Annotated in this window: 26 protein-coding genes; 21 read left to right on the forward strand and 5 right to left on the reverse strand. The window is 64.0% G+C overall.

Annotated elements, in window-relative coordinates; genetic code table 11:
- Nucleotides 1–11: 11 nt before the first annotated feature.
- Nucleotides 12–428, reverse strand: a complete 417-nt coding sequence (locus tag ABS761_RS15310; protein WP_350409211.1) for a DUF411 domain-containing protein — start codon at nt 426–428, stop codon at nt 12–14.
- Nucleotides 425–892 (reverse strand): PaaI family thioesterase, encoded by a 468-nt coding sequence (locus ABS761_RS15315; RefSeq protein ID WP_350409212.1) that lies wholly within the window; start codon nt 890–892, stop codon nt 425–427. Before ABS761_RS15315 ends, ABS761_RS15310 begins: the two co-directional genes overlap by 4 nt.
- Nucleotides 893–1,149: 257 nt before the next feature.
- Here ABS761_RS15315 and menC point away from each other — a divergent pair, with 257 nt between their 5' ends.
- The 20 genes from menC (at nt 1,150) to ABS761_RS15415 (ending at nt 21,126) form a co-directional block, all read left to right on the forward strand.
- A complete protein-coding gene (menC, locus tag ABS761_RS15320) occupies nt 1,150–2,283 on the forward strand; it encodes an o-succinylbenzoate synthase (RefSeq protein ID WP_350409213.1) in 1,134 nt (377 codons plus the stop codon).
- 54 nt (nt 2,284–2,337) lie between these two features.
- On the forward strand, nt 2,338–3,933 hold the full coding sequence (locus ABS761_RS15325) for an ABC transporter substrate-binding protein (protein ID WP_350409215.1): 1,596 nt from the start codon (nt 2,338–2,340) through the stop codon (nt 3,931–3,933).
- A gap of 21 nt (nt 3,934–3,954) precedes the next feature.
- Complete coding sequence (locus ABS761_RS15330; protein WP_350409216.1) at nt 3,955–4,896, forward strand: ABC transporter permease; 942 nt, start codon at nt 3,955–3,957, stop codon at nt 4,894–4,896.
- A gap of 76 nt (nt 4,897–4,972) precedes the next feature.
- On the forward strand, nt 4,973–5,794 hold the full coding sequence (locus tag ABS761_RS15335; protein WP_350409270.1) for an ABC transporter permease: 822 nt from the start codon (nt 4,973–4,975) through the stop codon (nt 5,792–5,794).
- 14 nt (nt 5,795–5,808) lie between these two features.
- Nucleotides 5,809–6,867, forward strand: a complete 1,059-nt coding sequence (locus tag ABS761_RS15340; RefSeq protein WP_502881454.1) for an ABC transporter ATP-binding protein — start codon at nt 5,809–5,811, stop codon at nt 6,865–6,867.
- Nucleotides 6,868–6,989: 122 nt separating this feature from the next.
- Nucleotides 6,990–7,913: an ABC transporter ATP-binding protein gene (locus ABS761_RS15345; RefSeq protein WP_350409219.1), complete on the forward strand. Its 924-nt coding sequence runs from the start codon at nt 6,990–6,992 to the stop codon at nt 7,911–7,913.
- A gap of 42 nt (nt 7,914–7,955) precedes the next feature.
- Complete coding sequence (locus ABS761_RS15350) at nt 7,956–9,188, forward strand: CaiB/BaiF CoA transferase family protein (RefSeq protein WP_350409221.1); 1,233 nt, start codon at nt 7,956–7,958, stop codon at nt 9,186–9,188.
- Complete coding sequence (locus ABS761_RS15355) at nt 9,185–9,799, forward strand: cysteine dioxygenase family protein (RefSeq protein ID WP_350409222.1); 615 nt, start codon at nt 9,185–9,187, stop codon at nt 9,797–9,799. Before ABS761_RS15350 ends, ABS761_RS15355 begins: the two co-directional genes overlap by 4 nt.
- 3 nt (nt 9,800–9,802) lie before the next feature.
- Nucleotides 9,803–10,540: an enoyl-CoA hydratase/isomerase family protein gene (locus ABS761_RS15360; RefSeq protein WP_350409223.1), complete on the forward strand. Its 738-nt coding sequence runs from the start codon at nt 9,803–9,805 to the stop codon at nt 10,538–10,540.
- A gap of 46 nt (nt 10,541–10,586) precedes the next feature.
- Nucleotides 10,587–12,212, forward strand: a complete 1,626-nt coding sequence (locus ABS761_RS15365; protein WP_350409224.1) for an ABC transporter substrate-binding protein — start codon at nt 10,587–10,589, stop codon at nt 12,210–12,212.
- Nucleotides 12,209–13,255, forward strand: coding sequence for an ABC transporter permease (locus ABS761_RS15370; RefSeq protein ID WP_350409225.1), 1,047 nt, complete (start codon nt 12,209–12,211; stop codon nt 13,253–13,255). The genes ABS761_RS15365 and ABS761_RS15370 overlap by 4 nt, the downstream gene beginning before the upstream one ends.
- 8 nt (nt 13,256–13,263) lie before the next feature.
- Nucleotides 13,264–14,103: an ABC transporter permease gene (locus ABS761_RS15375; RefSeq protein ID WP_350409226.1), complete on the forward strand. Its 840-nt coding sequence runs from the start codon at nt 13,264–13,266 to the stop codon at nt 14,101–14,103.
- A 1-nt stretch (nt 14,104) separates the two neighbouring features.
- A complete protein-coding gene (locus ABS761_RS15380; protein WP_350409227.1) occupies nt 14,105–15,127 on the forward strand; it encodes an ABC transporter ATP-binding protein in 1,023 nt (340 codons plus the stop codon).
- Complete coding sequence (locus ABS761_RS15385) at nt 15,124–16,104, forward strand: ABC transporter ATP-binding protein (RefSeq protein ID WP_350409229.1); 981 nt, start codon at nt 15,124–15,126, stop codon at nt 16,102–16,104. Before ABS761_RS15380 ends, ABS761_RS15385 begins: the two co-directional genes overlap by 4 nt.
- Before the next feature lie 55 nt (nt 16,105–16,159).
- Nucleotides 16,160–17,002 carry an IclR family transcriptional regulator gene (locus tag ABS761_RS15390; RefSeq protein WP_350409230.1) on the forward strand — a complete coding sequence of 281 codons (843 nt, stop codon included), beginning with the start codon at nt 16,160–16,162 and terminating at the stop codon, nt 17,000–17,002.
- On the forward strand, nt 16,999–17,427 hold the full coding sequence (locus tag ABS761_RS15395; protein ID WP_350409231.1) for an aconitase X swivel domain-containing protein: 429 nt from the start codon (nt 16,999–17,001) through the stop codon (nt 17,425–17,427). Before ABS761_RS15390 ends, ABS761_RS15395 begins: the two co-directional genes overlap by 4 nt.
- Nucleotides 17,424–18,659 carry an aconitase X gene (locus ABS761_RS15400; protein ID WP_350409233.1) on the forward strand — a complete coding sequence of 412 codons (1,236 nt, stop codon included), beginning with the start codon at nt 17,424–17,426 and terminating at the stop codon, nt 18,657–18,659. Before ABS761_RS15395 ends, ABS761_RS15400 begins: the two co-directional genes overlap by 4 nt.
- Nucleotides 18,656–19,426, forward strand: a complete 771-nt coding sequence (locus ABS761_RS15405; RefSeq protein ID WP_350409234.1) for an SDR family oxidoreductase — start codon at nt 18,656–18,658, stop codon at nt 19,424–19,426. The genes ABS761_RS15400 and ABS761_RS15405 overlap by 4 nt, the downstream gene beginning before the upstream one ends.
- A gap of 37 nt (nt 19,427–19,463) precedes the next feature.
- On the forward strand, nt 19,464–20,333 hold the full coding sequence (locus ABS761_RS15410) for a fumarylacetoacetate hydrolase family protein (RefSeq protein WP_350409235.1): 870 nt from the start codon (nt 19,464–19,466) through the stop codon (nt 20,331–20,333).
- Nucleotides 20,334–20,361: 28 nt separating this feature from the next.
- Nucleotides 20,362–21,126: an SDR family NAD(P)-dependent oxidoreductase gene (locus ABS761_RS15415; protein WP_350409236.1), complete on the forward strand. Its 765-nt coding sequence runs from the start codon at nt 20,362–20,364 to the stop codon at nt 21,124–21,126.
- Nucleotides 21,127–21,153: 27 nt separating this feature from the next.
- Here ABS761_RS15415 and ABS761_RS15420 read toward each other — a convergent pair whose 3' ends face one another.
- Nucleotides 21,154–22,236, reverse strand: a complete 1,083-nt coding sequence (locus tag ABS761_RS15420) for a mandelate racemase/muconate lactonizing enzyme family protein (protein ID WP_350409237.1) — start codon at nt 22,234–22,236, stop codon at nt 21,154–21,156.
- A 74-nt stretch (nt 22,237–22,310) separates the two neighbouring features.
- On the opposite strand from ABS761_RS15420, the gene ABS761_RS15425 reads away from it, so the two are divergent.
- A complete protein-coding gene (locus ABS761_RS15425) occupies nt 22,311–23,066 on the forward strand; it encodes an SDR family oxidoreductase (protein ID WP_350409238.1) in 756 nt (251 codons plus the stop codon).
- Between the two features lie 28 nt (nt 23,067–23,094).
- On the opposite strand, the gene ABS761_RS15430 is transcribed toward ABS761_RS15425, so the two are convergent.
- Together ABS761_RS15430 and ABS761_RS15435 are read right to left on the reverse strand one after the other, a co-directional pair.
- Nucleotides 23,095–23,877 (reverse strand): short-chain dehydrogenase/reductase, encoded by a 783-nt coding sequence (locus tag ABS761_RS15430; RefSeq protein WP_350409239.1) that lies wholly within the window; start codon nt 23,875–23,877, stop codon nt 23,095–23,097.
- Nucleotides 23,868–25,412, reverse strand: coding sequence for a dihydroxy-acid dehydratase domain-containing protein (locus ABS761_RS15435; RefSeq protein ID WP_350409240.1), 1,545 nt, complete (start codon nt 25,410–25,412; stop codon nt 23,868–23,870). Before ABS761_RS15435 ends, ABS761_RS15430 begins: the two co-directional genes overlap by 10 nt.
- Nucleotides 25,413–25,422 lie beyond the last annotated feature (10 nt).

The following is a 25,422-nucleotide window of genomic DNA, read 5'->3' on the forward strand; positions in this document are numbered from 1 at the left end:
ACCGAACAGGACTAGTCCCTGGAAAACGGCTTGCCGTCGAAGTCCACGGTGACCAGGTTGCCGTCCAGCGCCCCCATGCCCGGTGCATTCAGCGGCATGCCCGGCGCCGCCACGCCCTTGACCGAAGAATCGGCAAGCAGCTTGCGCACGACGTTGGCGGGGACATGCCCTTCGATGATCTGGCCGGTGTCTTGCAGCACCCCGGTGTGGCACGAGGCCAGTGGCATCGGAACCCCCAGTTTTTGCTTGACCGACGCCATGTCTGTCGACGAGATGGCCGTCACCTGGAAGCCCGATTCCCGCATGTGCTCGACCCATCCCGAGCAGCATCCGCAGTTGGGGTCCTGGTGGACGACGAGAGCGGGACCCGCGGCCTGCGCGAGGGGCGATGCGGCTGCGAGCGCGATCGCCGTCAACCATGTTTTCATGGGGATATGCTCCGAGGGGAGGGGCGCTCGGCCTTGTCCTGCAGCGCCATGATGGTCTGCTGCATGATCGCGCAAAGTGTTTCGTGGCCGTCATCGATGGCAAAGACTTCCGCCTGGGTCACGATCAGCGTCTTGCCCGGGCGGACCACCCAGCCACGGGCGATCAGCCGCTCGCCGATGGCCGGCGCCACCAGGTTCATCTTGTACTCGACGGTCAACACCGAAGCCCCATCGGGGACTACGGACATCGCCGCGTAGCCGGCCGCCGAGTCGGCGATCATGCCGATCACGCCGCCGTGCACGAAGCCGTGCTGCTGTTCGATGCCGTCCCAGTGGGGGAGGTGGATTTCCGCGCGTCCGTGTTCGACGACGGGCAGGCTCGCCCGTATCAGGCGCATCGCGTTCTGCCGTTCGAAGCTGGCGCGCACGCGCTCTATGGATGCGAGGTGGGCGGCGGAGGGCATGGTGTCTCTGGTTCCTGGGTCGTGAGACACGACACTATCACGTTCCAGCCCTTTTGGGCATTTCCGGCTCGCGCCAGTCGCGGCTTTTCGAGGACGTGGACCGTGCCGGCGCCCGTCGTGCCGGGACGCTCGAATTGCGCATTGACTCCCGGAAAAACCCCTGTTAGGATTCATTCCATTAATAATAAGAATGATGTTCTAATAAATGGAACAATAATAAAACTGGCTGTTTATCGAATCGAGGCGAGTGAGACAGGATGATGAGAATCGAGGAGTTGGAGGTGTTCCGTATCGGCATGCCACTGAAGGCACCCTTTCGATCGGCGCTCGGCGAAGAGCGCATAGTCGAGACGATATTCCTGCGCCTGCGCTGGGGAGGGGTCGAGGGCTGGGGTGAGGTGACACCCCAGGCTCGCCCCTCGTATAGCCCGGAATGGGCGGCCGGTGTATTCCGCGTGATCCGGGATTGCCTGGGGCCGCTGCTGGCAGGACGCCCGATTGGATCGGGACAGGACATCCAGTCGATGCTGTCTGGCGTCCGGGGCAATTACTTCGCCAAGGCCGCCATCGACATCGCCTGGTGGGATGCCTATGCCCGCAGCCGCGGCGAGCCGGCCTGGAAGGTCCTGGGCGGCTCGGAGCCGGAGGCCATGGTCGGCGCGGACATTCCCCTGCAGGCGGATACGGATGCCCTCGTCGAGGCGGTGGGCCAGGCCGTCGACGAGGGCTACCGACGCCTCAAGCTGAAGGTCACGCGCGAGGCGCCCGAGCGGCAATTGGCCGCAGTGCGTGCTGCGTTCCCGGACATTGTCATCCATGTGGATTGCAACGGGGCCTTCTCTCTGGACGATTTGCCGCGGATCCGCGCCCTGGACCATTTCGATCTGGCGATGTTGGAGCAGCCTCTGGCCTTCGATGATCTGGTGGATCACGCCGCCTTGCAAAAGCATCTGGACGTGGGAATCTGCCTGGACGAGAGCATCACCAGCGCGGCGCGCGCGCGCAAGGCGATCGAGATCGGCGCGTGTCGCTGGATCAATATCAAGGCGGGCCGGGTCGGCGGCGTCACCGAGGCGCTCGCGATTCATGGGCTGTGTGAGAAGGCGGGCATGCCCGTCTGGATCGGCAGCATGCTGGAGTCGAACCTCGGCCAGGCGGTTTCCCTGGCCCTGGCCACCTTGCCGAATGTCCAGTACGGCTCGGATATCTTTCCCCACGGCACCTTTTACGCGACCGATATCTGCGAACCGGAGATGCGCCTGTCAGGGCCTTCCTCGATGCGCGCCGGCGACGATCCCGGTTTTGGCTGGCAACCCGATATTTCCATGCTGAGAGCGCATTTGATCGAGCGCGCGAGTGTTTCCATGAAGTCTGAAGGCTGGGCGTCCTGAGTGACTGGCCAGCTGTCCCGTAGTTTTCATCCACCAATCACTTGGCGATAAATCATGAAAAGATTCCCAGGATTTCTCAATGGCGGCCTGACGGCCTTGGCGCTCGTCGTGGCTTCGATAGCGGCGGTTCCCGTCGCGCATGCCGCAGGCACCACGCTCAAGTTTGTGCCCGAGGGCGATTTGCGCAGCCTCGATCCGATCTGGACGACGTCCGGGGTCACCCGCAGCTATGCGTATATGGTGTATGACCAGCTTTTCGCTCTGGATGATCAGTTTCGGCCGCAGCCGCAAATGGTGGATCAGTGGACGGTGAGCCCGGACAAGCTGCACTACCGCTTCACCTTGCGTGACGGTCTGAAGTGGCACGACGGCAAGCCGGTGCATTCCGCGGATTGCGTGGCGTCCATCGAGCGCTGGATGAAGCGCGATATTCTGGGCCAGTCCCTGGCCGAGGCCATCGACGAGATGAAGGTCGTCGACGACAAGACGTTCAGCATCGATCTGAAATCGCCGTTTCCGTTGATGCTTGACGCTTTCGCCAAGCTGGCCGCGGGTGCCTTGTTCGTTATGCCGGAACGCATCGCCAAGACCGATCCAAACACCCAGGTGGTGGAGTCGATCGGTTCAGGCCCGTTCCGCTTCGTCAAGTCGGAATGGGTCCCTGGATCCAAGGCGGTGTTCGAAAAGAATCCCGATTACGTTCCCCGCAATGAGCCGGTCAATTGGGGGGCGGGCGGCAAGGTTGCCAAGGTGGACCGTGTCGAGTGGATCTATATCCCGGACATGCAGACGGCGACGAACGCGTTGCGTTCTGGGTCCGTGGACTGGGTGGCCAAGGTGCCGCAGGACTTGGTGCCCCAACTGGAGCGGGTCGAGGATGTGAACATCCGGGTCATCGATCCCTTCGGGAGCTGGGTCATCATGCGCTTCAATCACGAACAGCCGCCGTTCAATGACGAAAAGCTGCGCCAAGCGGTGCTGTGGGGCATGAACCAAAGCGATTACATGACGGCGATCGCGGGTGAGGACCAGAAATACTGGCAGGCCTGCTACTCGTTCTACACCTGCAAGACACCGTTGTCGACGACGGCTGGGGCCGAGGCCCTGATGGGGCCGCGCGACTTGGTCAAGGCGAAGGCGCTCATCAAGGAGTCCTCGTACAAGGGAGAGAAGATCGTCATCATGTCGGCGACCGACATGACCTTGTCCAACGCGTCGGCGTTGGTCACGGCCGATCTGTTCCGCAAGCTGGGGCTGAATGTTGACCTGCAATCCATGGATTGGGGCACTATGCAGCAGCGCCGCGCCTCCCATGCGGCCCCTGCCGATGGCGGGTGGAACGTGTTCTTCACCTATTTCAGCGCGGCTGACATGCTGAATCCAGCGCTCAATATTCCGCTTAGCAGCAATGGTGCCAAGTCGTGGGTGGGCTGGCCGGTGGATCCGAAGCTCGAGGCGATGAAGAACCAATGGCTGGTGGCCGAACCCGCGGTCCAGCAGGCGCTGGCGACCGATATCCAGATCGAGGCTTTCAAGAGCGTTCCTTATGTGCCCTTGGGGCAGTTCATGATCCCCACGGCGTATCGCAGCAACCTGCACGGTGTGATCGAGGCGCCCGAGGTGTTCATGTGGGCGGTGGAAAAGCGCTAGGCTCGTTGGCGGATCGAACCCATGTTTTCGTATGTCTTGCGCCGTCTGGCTGGATCGCTGCCCGTCATGGGGGTATTGGCCCTCCTGGTGTTCTCGCTGTTGTATTTGGCACCCGGAGACCCTGCCTTGATCATCGGGGGTGATCTGGCCACCCCCAAGGACATCGCCGCGATCCGCGAGAACCTCGGCTTGAACGAGCCGTTCCTGTCGAGGTTCGGGTTGTGGGTTTCCGGGGTGGCTCAGGGGGACCTGGGCCGGTCGATCTTTACCGGCTTGCCGGTTTCGGAACTGATCCTGCAGCGGCTCGAGCCCACCATCGCCCTATTGGTGATGACCACGATTGTGGCCCTGGCGATCGCGATCCCGGCGGGGGTAATTGCTGCTCATCGCCCGGGCGGCTGGATCGACCGTCTGCTGATGGTGCTGTCGGTGCTGGGGTTCTCCCTGCCGTCGTTCGTGCTGGCCTACCTGCTTTTGCTGGGTTTTTCGGTAAAGAACGAATGGCTGCCTGTGTATGGCTATGTCAGCATCCGCGAGGGTGTCGTGCCTTTTCTCAGGCACATCTGCCTTCCCAGCCTGGCGCTCGGCCTGATTTATGCGTCGCTGATTGCACGCATCACGCGCGCCAGCATGTTGGAGGTCCTGGGTCAGGACTATATTCGGACCGCCCGGGCCAAGGGCGTGTCCACACTGCGGATGCTGTGGAGCCACGCCCTGCGCAACGCCTCGGTGCCCATTGTGACCGTGGTAGGAACGGGGCTGGGTCTGCTGATCAGCGGCGCGGTCGTGACGGAAACGGTCTTTGCGATTCCCGGCATCGGGCGCCTGACCGTCGATGCCGTGCTGCGGCGCGACTATCCCATCATCCAGGGAGTGACCTTGATGTTTTCCGCCGCCTACGTGTTGATCAATCTGCTCATTGACATCAGCTACACCATCATCGACCCACGCATCAGGTATTGATATGGCACATACTATGGAAGCGGCATTGGAGCCCGGGCCCGGCATCCGGGAGCATCGATCCATCGCCGCCCGGTCCATGGACTTCTTCGCTAGGCAGCCACTTGCCGCGGTCGGCGCTCTGTTGTTGGCCGCCATGGTGTTGGTCGCCGTGTGTGCGCCCTGGCTGGGTACCGTGGATCCCCAGGCGATTTCCCCGGCGCGGCGCTTGCGGCCGCCTTCCGCGAGCTATTGGTTCGGCACCGACATGTATGGCAGGGACGTCTATAGCCGCTGTATGTACGGCGCGAGGATCTCATTGATCGTGGGCGGCGCGGTCGCGTTTCTGAGCATGGTGATCGGCTCTGTCATCGGCTTGGCCGCTGGATACAGCCGCGCCATCGATGCGGTCGTGACACGGGTCATGGACGCGCTGATGGCCATTCCCGACATCCTTCTTGCGATCTGCCTGATGGCTTTGACCCGGGCCGATATCCAGAACGTCATCCTCGCCATCACCATCACCCAGATTCCACGGGTCGTGCGCCTGGTGCGCAGCGTCACCCTATCGCTGCGGGAGCAGCTATTCGTGGAGGCGGCAGTCACCTCAGGGGCGACGTTCGTGCGTGTGCTGGCGCGTCATATCCTGCCGAATGCGATGGCTCCCCTTCTGGTGCAGGGTACCTATATTTGCGCCTCTGCCATGATCACCGAGGCGATCCTGAGCTTCATCGGCGCGGGCACGCCGCCCGAGGTCCCCAGTTGGGGGAACATGATGGCCGAGGGCCGCAGCCTGTTCCAGGCGGCTTACCACATTATCCTCTTTCCCGGACTCCTGCTCGCGTCGGCTGTGCTGGCGGTCAACCTCGTGGGCGATGGACTGCGCGATACGCTCGACCCGCGACTCTCGAGGCGCTTATGAGTGCACATGCGCGCATGACAACGGCATCGTCCATGCAGGGCCAACACATCGCACCGTCTCCGGCTGGCGGCGGGACGCCTGTTCTATTGAGCGTGCAGGGCCTGAGGACCTGTTTCTTTTCCGGAAAGGCGGCGTTGCCCGCTGTCGACGGGGTGTCCTTCGAGATGCGGGCCGGCGAAACCCTGGCCATCGTCGGGGAGTCGGGCAGCGGCAAGAGCGTTACCGCGTTGTCGATTCTGCGCCTGATCCCTCCGGAGATCGGCAGGGTCGTGGCGGGTAGCGTGCGCTTTGCGGGCCGCAATCTTCTGGATCTCGGCGAGCGCGGCATGCGGCGCCTGCGGGGCAATGAGATCTCCATGATTTTCCAGGAACCGATGACTGCGCTCAACCCGGTGCACACCATCGGCCGCCAGTTGGGCGAGTCGTTGCGACTGCACCAGGGGCTGCGCGGGCGCGAGGCCAGGCGTCGCGCGGTGGAGTTGCTCGACATGGTGCGCCTGTCTGAGGCGGCGCGCCGTGTGGATCAGTACCCGCACGAGCTGTCTGGCGGCATGCGACAGCGGGTCATGATCGCAATGGCCCTGGCCTGCAGGCCCAAACTGCTGATCGCCGACGAGCCAACGACCGCGCTAGATGTCACGATACAGGCGCAGATCCTGGACCTCATGCGGGAACTGGTCGAGGCGAACGACACGACGGTCCTGCTGATCACGCACGACCTTGGCGTGGTTGCGGAGATGGCGAATCGCGTGCTGGTGATGTATGCGGGGCGCATCGTCGAGGAATCTACGGTCGAGGCGATTTTCCGCCGACCTGGCCATCCCTATACGCGGGCGCTGTTGGCATCCATGCCCAGGTTGGGTTCGTCGTTGCGGGAAGATCCTCCTGGCCGGCTGCTCGAGCTGCCGGGTTCGATTCCTGCTTTGAGCGCGGACAGGGCGCCCGGCTGTGCGTTTGCGCCGCGCTGCGTATTCGCCACGGATCGTTGCCGGCGCGAGGAGCCACCGCTCGTGGAGCATGCCGCCGGCAGCCGCAGTGCGTGCTTTGAATGGGAGAAGGTATGCGGACCATGACGCATGAACGGCATGAGGGCCCCCCTTTGCTGAGCTTAGAGGATGTGCGGACCTATTATCCCGTGCGCGGGAGGGGCCTGTTTGGGCCCAGGCAGGCCATCCATGCTGTGGATGGAATCACATTGGCTATCCATCATAGAGAAACGCTGGGCCTGGTTGGTGAGTCGGGTAGCGGAAAATCCACGCTCGGCCGGACGATACTTGGGCTGGCGCCGCTGACGGCGGGGTCGATCCGCTTCGAGGGGCGCGAACTGGGTCGGCTTTCGCCCAAGGCGTGGCGCGGTTGTCGCCGGTCCTTGCAGATCGTGTTCCAGGATCCCTTCGCCTCCCTGAATCCACGCATGACTGTCGAGCAGATCGTGGGCGAGCCCTTGAGGAATTTCAACATCGCGCGCGGCCCGGAGCTGCGGCGTCGGGTATTGGCCTTGATCGATCGGGTGGGTCTGCGCCAGGCGCATGCGGATCGGTATCCGCATGAGTTCTCCGGCGGCCAGCGCCAGCGTATCGGCATTGCCCGGGCACTGGCGCCCGAGCCCAGCCTGATCATATGCGACGAGCCGGTTTCGGCACTCGATGTTTCGGTGCAGGCCCAGATCGTGAATTTGCTGAGGGATTTGCAAGAGGAGCGCGGCGTGTCGCTCCTATTTATTGCGCACGACCTAGCTGTTGTTGAGAACATCAGCCAGCGGGTGGCGGTCATGTATCTGGGGAGGGTAATGGAGGTCGGCCCGAGGAAAGCCATCTTTGGCGGTGCCGCCCACCCGTACACCCAGGCCCTGCTGTCCGCCGTGCCGGCGCCCGATCCGGGTGCTTCGAGGAATCGCGTGATCCTGTCGGGGGACATCCCCAGCGCGAGTGCGCCACCCAGTGGGTGCAGGTTCCGCACACGGTGCGTGCATGCTCATGCGCGGTGCGCCCGGGAGGAGCCCGTGCTCAGGGAACTCCATCCGGATCATTGGTCCGCCTGCCATCTGCACGATGATTCGCGCACCGGGGATATCGCCGCGGTCCGAGTCCCTATTGACGAAGCACAGCCCCTCTCGTAGACTTTTAAATCATTAGAACGTTATTCTAAATAATAGAACTATATGAAGACAATTGCTGGTTCTCATGGCGCTCCGTCCACCGATGGTCCCCGGCCGGATCTGCCGCTGAAAGGTCTTCGGGTCGTCGAATTCTGTCAGATCGCGGCAGGACCATTCTGCGGAATGCTGTTGGCGGACTTCGGTGCGGAGGTCATCAAGATCGAGCCCCCGTCGGGCGATGGCCTGAGGCAGTGGCCTCCTTTGACTGGTGGTTTCTCGGAAAATTTCGCATCGCTCAATCGAGGCAAGCAGTCAGCGGTCCTGGATCTGAAGCGTCCGGAAGGCCTGGAATTGGCGCGTACCCTGGTCCTGGATGCCGATGTGTTAGTAGAAAACAATCGTCCCGGCGTGATGGACCGCCTGGGGCTCGGATGGTCCTGGTTCTCGGCGCGCAAGCCGACTCTCGTCTATTGCTCCATCTCGGCATACGGGCAGACCGGCCCCCGATCGGGCGAGGGGGGCTTCGATCTGACGGTCCAGGCGGCGGCGGGGATCATGAGTGTGACTGGCGAGGCGGGTGCCGACCCGGTCAAGTGCGGCGTGCCGGTCTCCGATTTCACAGCGGGCCTGTATGCCGCGTATGCGATCGCCTCCATCGTGGCGCAGGTCCGGGCGGGCGGGCAGGGCGCGCACCTCGATGTGCCGATGTTTTCCACCACGCTGGCCATCGCTGCCCTGCAGACCAGCGAATATTTCGGGACCGGGCGCAACCCCGCCCGGCTGGGGTCCGCGCACCCGAGGAATTCCCCCTATCAGGCGTATCGCGCCAGCGATGGCTGGTTCGTGATCGCGGCGGGCAATGATCGTTTGTGGCGCGCGGTTTGCCAAGTGGTCGAGCGCATGGACCTGGTCGAAGATCCGACGTTCGCGAGCCCTTCGCTGCGGGCCCTCAACCAGGTGGCGCTGACCGGAATCCTGAGCGAGCAGTTCACGCGTGATTCCGTCGAGGCGTGGCTGTCCAAGTTCGAGCAGGCCGGGGTCCCGTCGTCGGCCATCAACGGATATGCCGAGGCGTTGGGCGACCGTCAGGCCGAGCACTTGGAATTGGTGCGGCCTATGGTGCTGCCTAACGACATTGCAACTTCGACGGTGGGATGCCCGATCCGTGTGAATGGCCGCGCTGTCGAAGTCCGGACCGAGGTGCCCGTCCTGGGCGAACACACCGACGCCTTGCGCGAGGCCAGCAGATCGGACCTGGACGAGCGGTGCGGCGGGGCACATGGAGGAAACACATGACGTCGAAATCGATTGCGCCCTTGCGCACTTTCGTATCGGACATGACAAGGCTGGTGCAGGAAACCTCCGACGAGGCGGAACTGCTCGCTGAGTGCAGCCGCCTGATGGGGCCGCTGATCCGGACCGAGGCCTGGCTCCCGGAATTCTGCACCCGCCCTCATCCCGACCATTATCAGCAGTACCTGCTCCATGCCGACCCTCTCGAGCGGTTTTCCGTGGTCAGTTTTGTCTGGGGCCCCGGCCAGCACACGCCGGTTCACGACCACACGGTCTGGGGAGTGATCGGAGTCCTTCGCGGTGCGGAGTCGAGTACGCGATATGCGCGAGCGGAGAGTGTACTGTCCCCCCTGGGCACGACGATCTTGCGGGCCGGAGAGATCGATACCGTCAGCCCGACAATCGGCGACATCCATCGCGTGGCGAATGCTGTCGAGGGTGCCGCCTCGATCAGCATCCATGTCTATGGCGCCAATATTGGCGCCGTGAGCCGCCATGTGTTCGATCCCGACACAGGGGAGGCTCGATCGTTCATCTCGGGGTATGCCGCCGATGTGGTGCCGAACCTTTGGGACTGCTCCAAGCCCGGACCGGGCTGCCAAGGGGGGGTATAAGTCGTGTATGCCGCGCATGCAGGCGTCGTAACGCTGACGCTAGACCGTCCTGATAAGGGCAATGCCCTGTCGCCGGATCTGGTGGCGGCCGTGTCCGATGGCTTGAAGTGTGCAGTCTCGGACCCGGCCATTCATACCCTGGTTCTGCGGGGTGAAGGCCGGAATTTCTGCACGGGCTTCGATCTATCCGATCTGGACGAAGCCAGCGATGGCGATTTGTTGGACCGCTTTGTGAGGATCGAGCTGTTGCTGTCCGATCTATGGCATGCGCCGCTGCGCACTGTGGCGTTGGGACACGGTCAGGTCGTGGGAGCCGGGGCCGATCTGTTCGTGGCCTGCGATCTGCGTCTGGCCTTGGAAGGGACCCGTTTCCGATTCCCGGGTGCGGGATTCGGGCTGGTGCTGGGCACCCGCCGGCTGGCCGAGCGGGTGGGCGTCGAGCGGGCCTTGGCCTGGGTCGGCGGGAGTTGCGCGGTGGAGTGTTCAGAGGCCGTGGCGGGTGGCCTGGTCAGCCGGACGGTGACGGCTTTCGATGCCCGGGACTGGGCCCCACCCTCCGTGGATCGGCGGACCTTTGCCGCCTTGCGTGCGGCGGCGCGTCGGGATGAACGGGATCGCGACCTGGCGGCTTTGGTGCGATCGGCCGCGGGGGGAGAACTCCAGGGCCGGGTGCAAGCCTACCGTGATCGCATGAAAGCGTTTCGAAAGCAGGACGGTGGATTTGCGCGGCCCCGGCAGTGACCTTTGCGCAGGGGCGCCGAACAATCAAATAAACAGGAGACGACAGATGAACCCATCTTTCCAGCGTCGCTGGACGCGCGCAGCACTGGCCGCCGGCTTGTGCTGCATTCTTTCTCTGAGCGTGGGCCTTGCACCCAGTGCGCAGGCCGCGACCCAGGGAGGGACCCTGGTCGTCGTGACGACGCCCGAGCCCAATCTGCTGACCAACGCCTTGAGCTCCGCGGTCACAGTCACCGAGGTTGGCACCAAGGTCTACGACGGGCTCCTTGAGTATGACATGGAGATGCGGCCGGTCCCGTCTCTGGCCGAGTCCTGGGAGGTTTCGCCCGACGGCAAGACCGTCGTATTCAAGCTGCGCCACGGCGTGACCTGGCATGATGGCCGGCCATTCACCAGCGCCGATGTGCAGTTCTCCCTGCTGCAGGTGGTCAAGCTGTATCATGCCCGCGGCCCGGGCAATCTCGGCCCGGTCACCGCTATCGAGACCCCCGACGAACACACAGCGGTGTTTCGCCTGGAGCATCCGTATCCTCCCCTGCTGAAGGGCCTGTCCAGTGCCGAGGCGCCGATCCTGCCCAAGCACTTGTATGAGGGTACCGACATCCGGAACAACCCAGCGAACAACGCACCGGTCGGCACCGGCCCGTTCATGTTCAAGTCCTGGGACCGGGGCAGCGCGATCACTTTGGTGCGCAATCCGAACTACTGGCGCGAGGGCCGCCCCTACTTGGACCGGCTGATCTTCCGGTTCATCGGCGACTCTGGTACGCGCTCCGCCGTGATGGAAAATGGGGAGGCGCAGGTCGCGACGTTCGGTTCGATCGTCCCCGCCGAGATGAAGCGGCTGGCAAGCTTGCCCGATCTTGAGATCGCGGAGGGCGGCTATGAGGCGCTCGCCCCGATTCTCTCTCTAGAGATCAATAATAAGAGGCCGCCCCTCGACAACCGCAAGGTGCGCCAGGCCATCGCTTATGCGATCGATCGCAAGTTCATCGCGGACAATATCTGGTTCGGCTTCGGCAAGCCGGCGGTCGGGCCGATCTCTTCGGTCTACGCCAGTTCTGGGATATTCACGGACTCCGGGATCGTGCGCTACGACGTTGCCGACCGGATCGAGCGCGCCAAGCGCCTGCTGGACGAGGCAGGATTTCCCGAAAAGGAAGGCGGCGTGCGCTTTTCTCTAGTCCACGACGTCTCGCCCTATGGCGAGGACTACCGCCGTCTGGGCGAATATCTGCGCCAGGCCCTGGGCAAGATCGGGATCAAGGTGACGTTGCGCAACGAGGACTGGGGCGCATGGGTGCGGCGCATCTATACGGATTATGACTATGATTTCACCTCGGGCTGGTTCGTGGGCATGGGCGACCCGACCCTTGGGGCCCAGCGACTGTATGTGAGCAGGACGATCAAGTCCGGCATTCCCTTCAATAATGCGACCCGCTACAGCGATCCGGAAATCGACGGGCTCTGGGAGCGCGTCGCCGTCGAGCAGGATGCAGCCAAACGAAACGAGGCCTTCCATCAGATCCAGCGCAAGCTGACAGAGGATAGCCCCCTGATCTGGCTGTTGGAGCTGCATATGGTTTCCCTGCAGAGTAAACAGGTCAAGGGATTGATCACCAGCCCGCTGGGCATGCGCGGCGGCTTGTACGAAGCGAGCCTGGAAAAATGATCCGCTTGCCTTCGCGGCGGCGCCTGGCCGATCCCGCCCCTGAGGCGGGCCGGGCGCACCGACCCTCAGCTCAGCGCTGGGCCTACGTGCGTGCGCGTCTGCTGCAGGCCATCCCCACGATCATCGTCATCGTGAGCTGTAATTTCTTTTTCCTGCACCTAGCCCCGGGCGACCCGGTCGACGTGCTGATGGGGGAGGCCGGCGCTGCCACCGAGGCCATCCGCGAGCAGTTGCGTGTGCAGTTCGGGTTGGACCGGTCCTTGCTGGAGCAATATTTTGCCTATCTTGGCGCCACGCTGAGCTTCGACCTGGGCTATTCATACCGTTATGGCAGCACGAATCTGGAGTTGATCCTGGGGCGCCTGTCGGCCACCATGATCCTGATGATCGGTGCCTTTGGCGTGTCGGTGGTCCTGGGGTCCGTCGGTGGCTTGATTGCGGCGGTGCGGCGCGGGACGGCCTCCGCGGTCGCCATCATGGTGGCCACCGTGGTCTCGTATGCTTCGCCGCTGTTCTGGGTCGGACTGATGTTCATCGTGGTGTTCGCCATCAAGCTCGGTTGGTTCCCGACCAGCGGGATCGCCCGGGTCGGTTCCGATTACACGGGCTGGCGGTATGCCCTCGATGTGGCTCACCACGCGGTATTGCCAGTGTTGACGCTCTCGTTGTTCTACACGGCGCTCTATGCCCGCCTGATGAGGGCGGCTGTTCTTGAAAACCTGAAGCTCGCTTATGTGGTGACGGCGCGCGCCAAGGGCCTGCCGCCAAGAAAGATCATGCTGCGCCACGTCCTCAGGAACGCCTTGCTGCCGGTCTTGACGATGGCTGGGGTGCAGGTCAGCGGGATGTTGGGGGGCTCGGTGGTGATCGAATCGGTGTTCGGCTGGCCGGGCTTGGGGCTGCTGGCATTCGAATCGCTTTTCGCGCGCGATCTGAACCTGCTGCTCGGTATCCTGTTCCTGACCTGCATCCTGGTCGTGCTGACCAACATCGTGGTGGATGTGGCCTATACCCTGGTCGATCCCCGGGTGGTGCTGCGATGAGCGGGTCCTTGCGGGAAGCTGGTCTCGAGATGCTGCGCCATCCGCCGCTGATCCTGGGCGCGGTGCTGCTGGCGGGGGTCGGCGCGATGTCGCTGGCCGCCGGTGTCCTGTTCCCCGGCAGCCCTTTCGACATGGTCGGGACGCCCTTCCTGCCGCCTCTGTCGGAAGGTTTCCTGATGGGTACGGATGCCTTGGGGCGCGACATCGCGGCGGCTGTCGTACACGGGGCCAGGGTTTCACTGGCTCTGGGGTTCATTACGGCCTTGTGCGCCACAGCCATCGGCGTCCTGGTCGGCGGGCTCTCCGGCTATTACGGCGGTCGGATCGACATGATCCTGATGCGGGTCACCGAGCTCTTCCAGACGATCCCCTCGTTTCTGTTTGCGATCGTAGTGGTCGCCGTGCTGCAGCCCTCCATCTACACTCTGATCGCGGCAATCGTGATTGTGTCCTGGGCGCCGCTGGCCCGCCTGGTGCGGGGCGAGGTCTTCAGCCTCAAGAATCGAGAGTACGTGCAGGGTTGCATCTCCCTGGGGATGGGCGATATGCGGATTCTGTTTCGCCAGATCCTGCCCAACGCAATGCCCTCGATCGTGGTGGCGGCCTCGGTGGCCGTGGCGACTGCGATCCTGTTCGAATCCGCGCTCTCTTTCCTGGGCTTGGGCGATCCCAATGTCATGAGTTGGGGCATGATGATCGGCCTGGGGCGCTCTGTCATCCGCACCGCATGGTGGGTGGCCGCCATGCCGGGGTTCGCGATCATGCTGACGGTCCTGGCGATCAATCTGCTGGGTGACGGCTTGAACGACGTTTTGAATCCGGGTGCGCGCGTCCGGGCGGGGGCTTGAGATGATGGCACCCACCGGTTTTCCGCAAGGAAACGTGCTCGAGGTGCGCGACTTGACGACGCACTTTGGCGCCGGCGCGCATCCGGTCGTTGCGGTCGATCAGGTAAGTTTTTCCATGCGGCACGGAGAAACGCTGGCGGTCGTTGGTGAATCCGGGTCCGGGAAAAGCATGTTGGCATATTCCATCATGGGCCTGGTGCAGCCACCAGGCCGGATCGTGGCCGGTGAGGTCTGGATGGGGGAGCAGAATTTCCTGGCACTGGACGAACCGGCGCTGCGCCGGGTCCGTGGCCGGGACATCGGCATGATCTTCCAGGAGCCCTCAACGAGTCTGAATCCTTTGATGCCGGTTGGCCAGCAGGTGGCCGAGGTCATCCTCGAACACGAGGAGGGGGTATCGCAGGAGCAGGCGATGGCCTGCGTCGTCGAGCGGTTCCGCATGGTCGGCATCCCCGCTGCCGAACATCGTATCCACGAATATCCGCATCAGCTCTCTGGAGGGATGAAGCAGCGCGTCATGATCGCAATGGCCTTGGCCTGCCAGCCTGGGCTGTTGATCGCCGACGAGCCGACTACCGCGCTGGACGTGACGATTCAGGCCCAGGTGTTGCGGGTGCTCAGCGACCTGAGCGGGACTCTGGGGATGGCCCTCTTGCTGATCACGCACGATCTGGGCGTGGTCGCCGACTATGCCGATCGGATCGTGGTGATGTATGCCGGGCGTAAGGTGGAGGAGGGCATTGCCGAGGATGTGCTGTCGCGGCCCGCGCATCCCTATACACAGGCCTTGCTGGCGTGTCGCCCTCGCATCGAGGATGCGCTGTCGGATCGGCCGCTGCTCGAGATTGCGGGGACGGTTCCCCCCTTGAGCGACTTGCCGCGCGGCTGTGCCTTCGCCGAGCGCTGTCCGCATGCCGCCGCACTCTGCCGCGAGGCCGTGCCGGCGGTGGTTGCCGTACCCGGAGTCGGGGATCACCTGGCGGCCTGTCATTTCCCATTGGGATCGGAAGGAGGATGTCCATGAGCCCGATCTCATCCGCCGCGCGGCCGCCAGGCGGGATGCTGCTTGCGGTCCACGACTTGGTGAAGCATCATCATACGGCCGCGGGCACCGTGAGGGCGGTGGATGGCGTTTCACTGGAGATCGGCAGAGGGGAAACCCTGGGGCTTGTCGGCGAGTCTGGTTGCGGCAAGTCGACGTTGGGGCGTACCTTGCTTGGCCTCGAGATCGCCGACGCGGGCAGTATCCAGCTCGACGGGGTCGAGCTGGCAGGTCTGAGCCGGCGACGCCTGCGCCCCTATCGGCGGCGCGCCCAGATGGTCTTTCAGGACCCATTCGGGTCCCTGAATCCCAGGACCAAGGTGCAGGCGCTGCTGACGGAGCCTTTCGCCGTGTACGGCATGGGCACGTCGGCCGAGCGCCAGCAGTGGGTTCGCGAGCTATTGTTGAAAGTGGGTCTACGCCCTGAGCATGCAAGCCGGTATCCGCACGAGTTCAGCGGCGGACAGCGTCAGAGGATCAGCATCGCCCGGGCGATTGCGCTGAGGCCAGAGCTGTTGGTGTGCGACGAAGCGGTGTCGGCGCTGGATGTATCGGTGCAGGCGCAGATCGTGAACCTGCTGAAGTCCCTGCGCGCCTCCGATGCTTTGTCGCTGCTGTTCATTTCCCACGACCTGGGGGTCGTGGCGCATCTAGCCGACCGCATCGCGGTGATGTATCTGGGCCGGATCGTCGAGATCGGATCAAAGGCGGACATTGTGCGCGCGCCCCGTCATCCCTACACGAAAGCACTGTTTGCCGCTGCGCCGGGCCGCCGCCTGCGGTCGGATCCGGGCGAGCCGCCAGTGGAGCTGCGCGGCGAGCCGCCCAGTCCCATGAGCCCTCCGCAGGGGTGCCGGTTTCATACGCGCTGCCCATTGGCGATGGACCTTTGCCGCGTCCAGGGCCCGGAGCTGCGGGCCGCCGGGCCGGGGCACAGTGTGTCCTGCCATGTGGCTTGAACAGGGGCGTATGGAATAATGATTTTGTCTTTAACTCCTATGGTGTGGCCTTGAAATGGACTCGACTTCGATCAAAGCGCTCCGGGCATTGGAATGGATGTGTCTGCGTGATTCGCCGACTGGCGTCACCGAGATGGCCATCACGTTGGGGATGGGCAAGAGCAACGCGCACCGGGTGCTCTCGACTCTCGCGACCATGGGGTATGTTCGCGCTCTGGAGGATGGCCGCTATTCTCCGACGCTCAAGACCTGGGAACTGGGTTGCGCGCTGATCGAACGCCTGGATTTCAAGTTCCTGGCACGGCCGGTGATGGAACAGCTCTCCGAGGACACGATGGAAACAGTCCATCTGTCGATTCTCGACCGGCTGGATGTCGTATATGTGGACAAGGTCGAGAGCAACCAGCCAGTGCGGGCCTATTCCCGGATCGGTGGGCGGGCGCCGGCGTACGCCGTGGCGACCGGCAAAGTACTGCTCGCGTATCAAAAGGGGTTGCCCGAGTCCCTGCCCAAGACGCTGCCGAAACACTCGGAAATGACGATCGCTGACCGCCAGAGCCTGCTGGACGAGCTCGAGGACATCCGGCAGCGGGGATATGCCATCAATCGCGGTGAATGGCGCGAATCGGTGTGCGGAGTCGCTTCGCCAATCCGCAATGACAGGGGCGAGGTGATCGCAGCGATTGGCATCTCGGGTCCGGCCAGTCGCCTTGGCCTGCCGAAGCTCCAGCTTCTGGGTCCGAAGGTGATCGAGAGCGCCGAAAAGGTGTCCGCCGAATTGGGCTATCGACAGCATAGGGCCCGGGCCCCGGTGATCGGCATCGAGGTCACGACATTGCCCAAGGCGGCGCCGCGCGCCCGCGCGGTGCGCAAGACAGCAGCAAAGAAAGCGAAATGATGCGAAACGACACGGCCGTGTTCAAGGGCATGCCGGTGACCCCGGGCGTTGCGGAGGGACCCGCGTTGGTGACCTGCGAGCGCATCGCGTTCAACCTGGGTGTCGATGAGCGGACCGGGGTGATCATCGAGCGAGGGCACGAGCTCGAGCGGCAGTGCATTGCGGGGAGGATCCTCGTCTTCCCCGGGTGCAAGGGCAGTACGGCGAGCTCCTACAGCCTGCAGCAGATGGCGGCGCTCGGCGTGGGGCCGATTGCGCTGATCAATACGCGTTCCGATGCGCTGGCCGCCGCCGGCGCCGTGTTGGCCGGCATTCCGCTCGTACACCGTTGCGATCAGGACCCCTTGCGAGTCCTGAGGACAGGGGATTGGGTGCGCGTCGATGGGTACACGGGCGCGGTCGAGTGGCATAGGGCGGACGCATGAGGCTGACCACTGAACAGCGGCGCCTCTTGGATGGACATGGAGATGCGGCCAGCAAGCAAGCGATGGCGATGCTCGCGGCCGTCGGCGGCGCCATGGGGGCGGATGCCTTGATTCCAGTGGCGAGCGCCCACATCGTCCTGGATGCGTTCGCCATGGGCCGGCCGGGCGCCGACTGGGTGGTGTCGCTGGCCGAGCAGGGTGGGCGATTCGTGGTGCCCACCAGTATCAACGCGATCTCCTACGACCGTTCGGCAGGGACCGTGGCGGAGGTCGATGGACACCAGAGCAGAATGCTGGAGGCCTGCCAGGCCATGGGCGCTGTGCCGAGCTGTTCCTGCAATCCGTTCAGTCAGGGGATTGCACCGTCGTTCGGCCAGCATGTGGCCTGGAGCGAGTCGGCTACGACCGCCTACCTGAATGCGGTGTTGGGCGCGCGTTCCAACCGTGAGGGCGCCACCGCGATCGCTTCCGCCTTGACGGGCTTGACGCCCCGGTACGGCATGCATGATCCGGCGGAACGCCTCGCGGGGGCCTGGTTCGAGGTCGATGCGCCTCTGCGGGAGGCGTCGGACTACGGGCTGTTGGGTGCCTTGCTGGCGCGCCGCGCCGGGGACCGCATCCCCGTGGTGACTGGTCTGGACGACGCCTGTTCCGAACACTTGTTCGGCTTTGCCGCTTCTTTCGCGATTTCCGGAAATCTGTCGATATTCCATATCCCCGGTGTGACGCCCGAGGCGCCCATGCTGAGGGAGGCGCTGCCTGACGAATCCGTACGTCCAGAGAAAATCGGTCCCGCGGACCTGGCGGCCGAGTTGGCGCGGTACGAGCGGGGCGAGGTGCGCGCCGTGGACCTGGTCACGATCGGCGCGCCGCACGCGACGATTCAGGACATCCGGGAGGTTGTGAGCTTGCTCGCGGGGCGTCGCGTGAAGCCAGGGATCGAGTTTACCCTCACGACCAATTGCAGCAATTACGAGGTGGCCGCCCGCGGCGGCCTGCTGCGGGCATTGGAAGCGTCGGGAGTCCGGGTGACGGCGGATCGCATGTGCTTTGGTTGTGATCTGGGTGCCGGAAAGTTCTCGCATCGCGCGGTCCTGGCGACCAATTCCCTCAAGGCGGCGCTGTCGGCGCCGGGCACGCGCGAGGTCGAAACATGCTATGGCACGACGCGGCAGTGTGTCGAGGCGGCAATTACCGGGACATGGACTCCCAGGGGGCAGGAATGGAATTGAGCGGATTTTCTGGGTCGAAGGCGGTGGTCACGGGCGCGGCCCGGGGTATCGGCCTAGCGGTGGCGCGCGCCTTGAGCAGCGCGGGGGCCCACGTCGCCCTTTTTGATCGTGACCAGGCCGCGTTGTCGCTGGCCGCCGAGGGATTTCCGGGCGACGTCTTTTGCCGCGCGCTGGACACTACCCGCGGGGATGAGGTCGATGCTGCCGTCGGCGCCTTTGCGGGGGAGGACGAACGCATCGACATGCTGGTCAACTGCGCGGGAATTCAGCGACTCGGACCGCTGGTCGAGCTCTCCGAGGATGATTTCGCGGCGACGTTCTCTGTGAATGTAATGGGCACATTTCTCGTGACCCAGGCTGTGGCGCGCCGCATGATTCCGGCCAGGCGCGGGGCAGTCGTCACGGTATCCTCGAACGCCGCGCGCGCGCCCCGGGTCAAGCAGGGCGCCTATTGTGCCTCCAAGGCAGCAGTGAGCCATTTGATGCGCGTTTTCGGGCTGGAACTGGCCGCGTACGGCATACGCTGCAATAGCATCGATCCGGGTGCCACCGAGACCGACATGATCCGCGACATGGTGCGGACCATGGGGATCGGAGACCTGTTGCTCAAGGGGAGCCTGGAAAGTTTTCGGGTGGGGACGCCCCTGGGCAAGAATGCCCAAGTCGAGGACGTGGCCAATGCCGTGCTGTTCCTACTGTCTGAGCAGGCTGGGCACATCACCATGCACGACCTCGTCGTCGACGGCGGCGCTACCCTCGGCGCGTGAGCCGAGCAAGAGTATGAAACGAAAAGGAGATTGACCGATGAAGCTAGTGACTTTCGAACGAGAAGGAAAAACACGGCCCGGCGTTCTGATGGGCGAGAGGGTCGTGGATTTGGCCGCCGCGGGACTGCCGGACAGCGATGGCGACCTGCTGGGCATTCTGCGCGCGGGTCCGGACATGATGGCGCGCGCGCAAGCGACAGCGCAGGCCCCGGGCTCCGTTTCCTTCCCTCTGGGGGAGGTTAGGCTGCGGGCGCCCGTGTTCCGTCCTGGAAAGATCGTGGGCATTGGCTTGAACTACATCGACCACTGCCGCGAGGCCAAGCTGCCGGTGCCAGAGTTCCCCTTGCTGTTCGCCAAGTTCCCGAACTCGGTGATAGGCCCCGACGAGGATATCGTCTTCGATCGGCGCATTTGCGCCGAGATTGATTATGAGGTGGAACTCGGGGTGGTCATGGGGGCGCGTGCCTCGAGAGTCGATGAGGCGCGGGCTCTGGACTACGTCGCCGGCTATACCATCGCCCACGACGTATCAGCGCGCGACCTGCAGTTCCGCGGCGCGCAGCAATGGGATCATGGGAAATCGATTGACACGTTCTGCCCCTGGGGGCCATACGTGGTGACCAAGGACGAGATTCCCGATCCGCAGGCTCTGGATATGCGTCTGCTCCTCAATGGGCGGGAACTGCAGTCCTCAAATACCGGCAATATGATTTTCTCGGTGGCGCAACTGGTGTCCTTCATTTCCCAGTCCATCACTCTGGAAGCGGGTGACCTCATCGTCACGGGAACGCCGTTCGGTGTCGGGTTCAGCCGCCAGCCGCCGATCTATCTCAAGGACGGCGACGAATGCGTCCTCGAAATTTCTGGTCTCGGGCGGTTACGAAATCGCGTCCGCGAGGTTTTATGAATCCATGACTCTGAGCAGGAGCGAAAACATGCGGATGTTGGGAAAAACGGCACTCGTCACGGGTGCCGGGTCGGGCATCGGCCTGGCGATTGCCGAAGGCTTTCTGGCGCAGGGGGCTCGCGTCGTAGCCGCCGATCTGCTTGACGGGCCGCCGGAGGCTCTTGCGGCGGCGGTGGCCAGGGGCGAGGCCCTGGGTGTACGGATGGATGTGACGGAGCCCGACAGTGTGCGGGCGGCGCTGGCGGCCTGCGCGGCGGCAGGCTTCGACATCGACGTTCTGGTGAACAACGCGGGGGTCATCCACGTCGGAACGATCCTGCAGACTCGCCTCGAGGATCTGCGGCGGGTCTACAGGGTGAACGTCGAGGGCGTGTTCAACGTCACGCAGGCATTCTTGCCGGGCATGATCGAAAGGGGGGGCGGAGTGATATTGAACATGGCCTCTCTGGCATCGCTGACCGCGATGCACGATCGTTTCGCCTACAGTTCATCCAAGGCCGCCGTGATGATGATGACACGTTCGGTGGCGCTGGATTTCGTCAAGCAAAATGTCCGGGCGAACTGCATCTGCCCCGCGCGCGTCCATACGAGCATGGTGGACAACTACCTGAAGACAGCTTACGCGGGCCAGGAGGAGGAAACGTTCCGCCGGTTCTCCGAGTATCAACCCGTAGGGCGCATGATCCGTCCGGATGAGATCGCCGGGATGGCTGTCTATCTCTGCTCAGATGAGTCCCAGATGGTCACTGGCTCCTCCTTCCTCATCGATGGCGGCGTCATGATGGGCGTGTAGAAAGAGCCGTCGGCTTTCCCCCGTGGGTCAGTCCTCGGGGGTGCCGCCCCATCCAGGGCTGGAGGGTACCTTCCAGGCGAAGTCGTCTTGCGACAGCCAGCCGTCCGGAATGCGGGGGTCTCGCATCTTCCAGGGTCCAACCAGTTCGGCCGGGAACAGCGGCTGGCGCAGGGTGGCCGCAAAATGGATGCCCGCCAGAGACCCGAACGGGGTTTCCAGCATTGCGCCCAGACCGTATGGGATGCCGGCGGCATCGGCGATCGCCATGATGCGCTGAGTCTCCCTGATTCCGCTCTTCGCCAGCTTCAGGTTGAATCCGTCGGCCGCCCGCTCTTGCACGATGCGCAAAGCGTCATGGGCGGTGAACAGGCTCTCGTCGGCGACGATGGGTATCAGGCCCGCGCGACACAAGGTCGCCATGCCCTGGATGTCCCAGGCGGGGACCGGTTGTTCAAAAAATCCGACGTTGTACCGCTCGAGTACCTTCATGGTTTGCAGGGCGGTGACGACTTGGAAGGACCCGTTGCCATCGATGGCGATCACGGTGTCCGATCCGATGGCCTGGTGTATCGCATCGACCCGCGCCAGGCTGCTTTGGGCATCCAAGGCCACCTTGACCTGGAGGGTCCGGGCGCCGAGCGCATGCCAATAGCGAGCTTCCTCGGCCATGGCCGCCGGGGTATCCAGCGTGACGATGGCGCCGAGCGGAACTTCGTTCCGGGTGGCGCCTCCCAGTAGTGCGTGGGCCGGCGCGCCCAGCAGCCTGGCGCGCAGGTCCAGCAGCGCCAGTTCGACGACTGAATGTGCATAGGGATTTCCGGGCAGGGTCTGTCGCAGTGCCTGGATGATGTCATTTTCCTTTAGGGCTTCCATTTGCAGCAGGACGGGTGCGAAATGGACTTCGATGGCGGTGCGCATCGAGGCGATGGTTTCACTCGAATAGCCTGGCATCGCAGTCATTTCGGCGTGGCCGTGGGATCCGTCGTCGCCGCACAAGTCCACACGCAGGTAATCCAGCGTCTCCATATGGACCTTAGCGTTGCGAAATGGCTTGAGGAAGCGCCGCGTGGTCTGCGTCACGTGGATGGCTGCGATACGTACCGGCATCATGTTTCCTTAATATTTTATGGAACGGCGTGCTATTATTAAGAACAATACTGCAAAATACAATGGGAGAGCCATTCATGGGCGCACCGGGCGATGCGGGCGGTTTCCACGGTCTCGATGGGCGCAGTGCCCTGGTGACGGGGGCGAGTTCCGGCATTGGCAGCGAGGTGGCGCGCCAATTGGCGGATGCGGGGGTCACCGTCCATGCAAGTGGCCGCCGCGAGCCGCGACTGCGGGCGCTGGGCGAAGGCCTCAGCCCGTGTGCGCGCGAACGGATCATCCCGATTGCGGGCGATATCGACGACGAGCAATTCCGGCATCGCTTGGCGGCCCAGGCCGAAGGGGTCGATATATTGGTCAATGCCGCCGGGTGCCTCATGCATGCGCCGTTTCTGGAGGCGGATCCGCGAGATTGGGAGGGTATGTGGCACACCAATGTACATGCCGTGCTGTGCCTGACGCAGTTGGTCGCACGCGGCATGGCCCGGCGACAGCGCGGCCACATCATCAATATTTCCTCGATCCTGGCATCCAGGGTCTATCCCTTGACTTTGGGGTATGCCGCCACCAAACATGCGGTGCGGGCGATTTCCCAAGGTTTGCGTCTCGAGCTCCATGAACACGGCATCAAGGTGACCGAGGTCGCGCCGGGGCAGGTGCGCACCGAGATCTTCAGGGGCGAGCAGCATCCGCGCGTCAGCGAGGCCTACCAGAGCCGCCCTTTCCAGCCGATCGATCCGCAAGACATCGCGGCGGCGATCCTGGGCGCTTTGCGAATGCCTCTTCATGCCAGCGTCGACCTCATCGAGGTCAACCCCGTCGGCCAATCGTGAGGCCGGCCGTCCCGTCCACGCCGGCGCTTCAGATTGGCGGATGGCGCGTCGTCGAGCCGCCGTCCACTGTGATGACGGTTCCGCTGACATAAGAAGCCCGCTCCGAGGCCATGAAGGTCGCGACAGCGGCGATTTCCTCGGCTCGGGCGGCCCGCCCAAAGGGGCGCGAGCTCGTCAGCTCACGCCAGCGGTCGGTCGAGCCCAGTTGTCGTTTTGAGTCTTCCTCCAACAGCGTTCGCATCCTCTCGGTTTCCGTGAGCCCAGGGTTGATTGCCAGCACACGGACGCCGTAGTCCACACTTTCGCCGCCCAGGGCCCGTGTGAATGCCATCAAGGCGGCATTGGCTGTGGATCCCGCGATGTAGGCAGCTGTGGGGCGCTCGCCTCCGGCACCAACGATATTGATGATCACGCCGCGTTTTCGGTCGCGCATGTGGGAATAGACGGCACGGCACAGGTTGATGTAGCTGAACATCTTGAGTTCCCAACTCGCGCGCCAGGGGGTGTCGCCCAACTCGGTCAAGCGCCCTCTGGGGATGGCGCCGGCATTGTTGACCAGGATATCGATGTTCGGATCAAGCCGGTCCAGGAAGGCGGTGCTGGCGTCGGGGTCGCTCAGGTCGCAGCAGTGCGTGGTAGCCTCGGCCCCTGTTTCCGCGAGGGCGGTGCGCGCCCTCGCCAGCGTTTCCGGGTTTCGGCCGACGATCTGCACGCGGCAACCTTCCGCGGCCATGGATTCCGCGATGGCGTAGCCGATGCCGCGGGAGCCTCCGGTGATGAGGGCTGTCTTGCCTTTCAAATTCAGTTCCATGTCACGCTCCGCGCATCGAGGTCGATGCTGATCTGGTCGCCGTTGGCAACCTTGCCGATGGGTCCGCCCTCTACGGCCGCGGGGCGGATGAAGCTGACCGCCAGGCTGCGGGACAGTCCCGAGTGGCCCCCGTCCGAGACCAGTGCCACGGAGTCGCTCAAGCCGGCTCCGTGCAGCGCACAGCCGAAATCGTCCAGGCCTGCACCGCGCACGACCAGCACGGATCCGGCGGGGATGGCCTTGCGGGCCAGGGCGTCATAGGCCTGCGAGGCATTGTCCAGGACCATGGCGGAGCCCTTGAACTGCCTGAGTTGCGTGCCGGTTCCGGCCGGCCTCACGATGCCACCTCCCGGCGCCAGACTGCCTCTCAGGATGATGAGCCCGGCCTCGCGGGGACCGTGGCCGGGCGGATCGAAGGCCGGACCGTCGGCCGGCGGCGCGTGCGACAAGGCCTCGCCCAGGGTGTCGGCCGACACGGTGGGCCGTGCGGCATGCAGCTCGGTCGCGAGACGCTTGAGGACCTGCCGCGCGCCGCCCGATCGCTCCAGGTCGTCCACCGGTACCGGACCGCAGGGTGCGACGAAGCAGATCTGCCGCGTGGAGTCTGCGAGGTGTTCAGCGGTGCGGCGCACATCGAATGTCGTACCATCCGGGTTGCGCAGCCGCAGCTCGTCGGACAGTCGTTGCAGGAAGCCCAGGCTGCTGGGGGCACCACCGATCGCCAGCACCAACCGTATGGCGTCGGTCAGGGCTGGAACGGAAAGAATGTCCCGCGCCCGCAGGTTTCGCCGACTGACCTCGAGGATGGTCCGGGCGATGGCCTTGGCTTGGTCCCGCAAGCGGGGGCTTGCTCCGGCGATTGGAGAATGCCCCAGCGGCGTGAGTCCGAGCGCCTCGCACGCCATGTGCAGGGTCGTGGCTGTCCCCAGCCCCGGACATACGCCGGGGCCGGTCGCGCAGGCGCCCGCCATGGCTTCGAGCGTCTCGCGCGGCATGCGGCCGGCCATGGCGGCGCCCACGCCTTCATACACGTCGATCAGATCGATGCGGCGGCCCGCGAACTGTCCGGGCCGTTGGTAGCCGCAGGGCAGGAATACGGTCGGGAGGTTCAGGCGGGCCGCCGTGATCAAGTGGGCCGGCACGGTGGTGTCGCAGGAGGGCAGGAATACCAGGGCGTCGATGCCGACTCCACGGGTGGCGTCCTCAATGTCCGCGACCAGTCGGTCCAGCGAGGTGGCGAGCCGCCCCGCTTGTCGGTTGGCGAAGTACAGGGAGTCGCATGGGGCGCTCGTGGGAATGACCAACCCGAGACCGCCGTTTCCCGTGACCTCGTCCGCCACGATTCGGGCGATGTCGGGCACGTGCGGAAAGCAGACGGCAGTCCCCGCGTAGGAGCTGATGATGCCGACGCGCGGATGTGTATCAGCTCCGGCGTCCAGTCCGCTCCACTGGAATGCGCGCACCATGTCGTCGAGCAATTGTGTGGGCGGGGCATCTGCGGCGGTGGCCTTTGGGGATTGGTCAGGTGGATTCATGGCGTGCTCC

The organism is Castellaniella sp. GW247-6E4 (genome assembly GCF_040276065.1).
GTDB lineage: Bacteria > Pseudomonadota > Gammaproteobacteria > Burkholderiales > Burkholderiaceae_B > Castellaniella.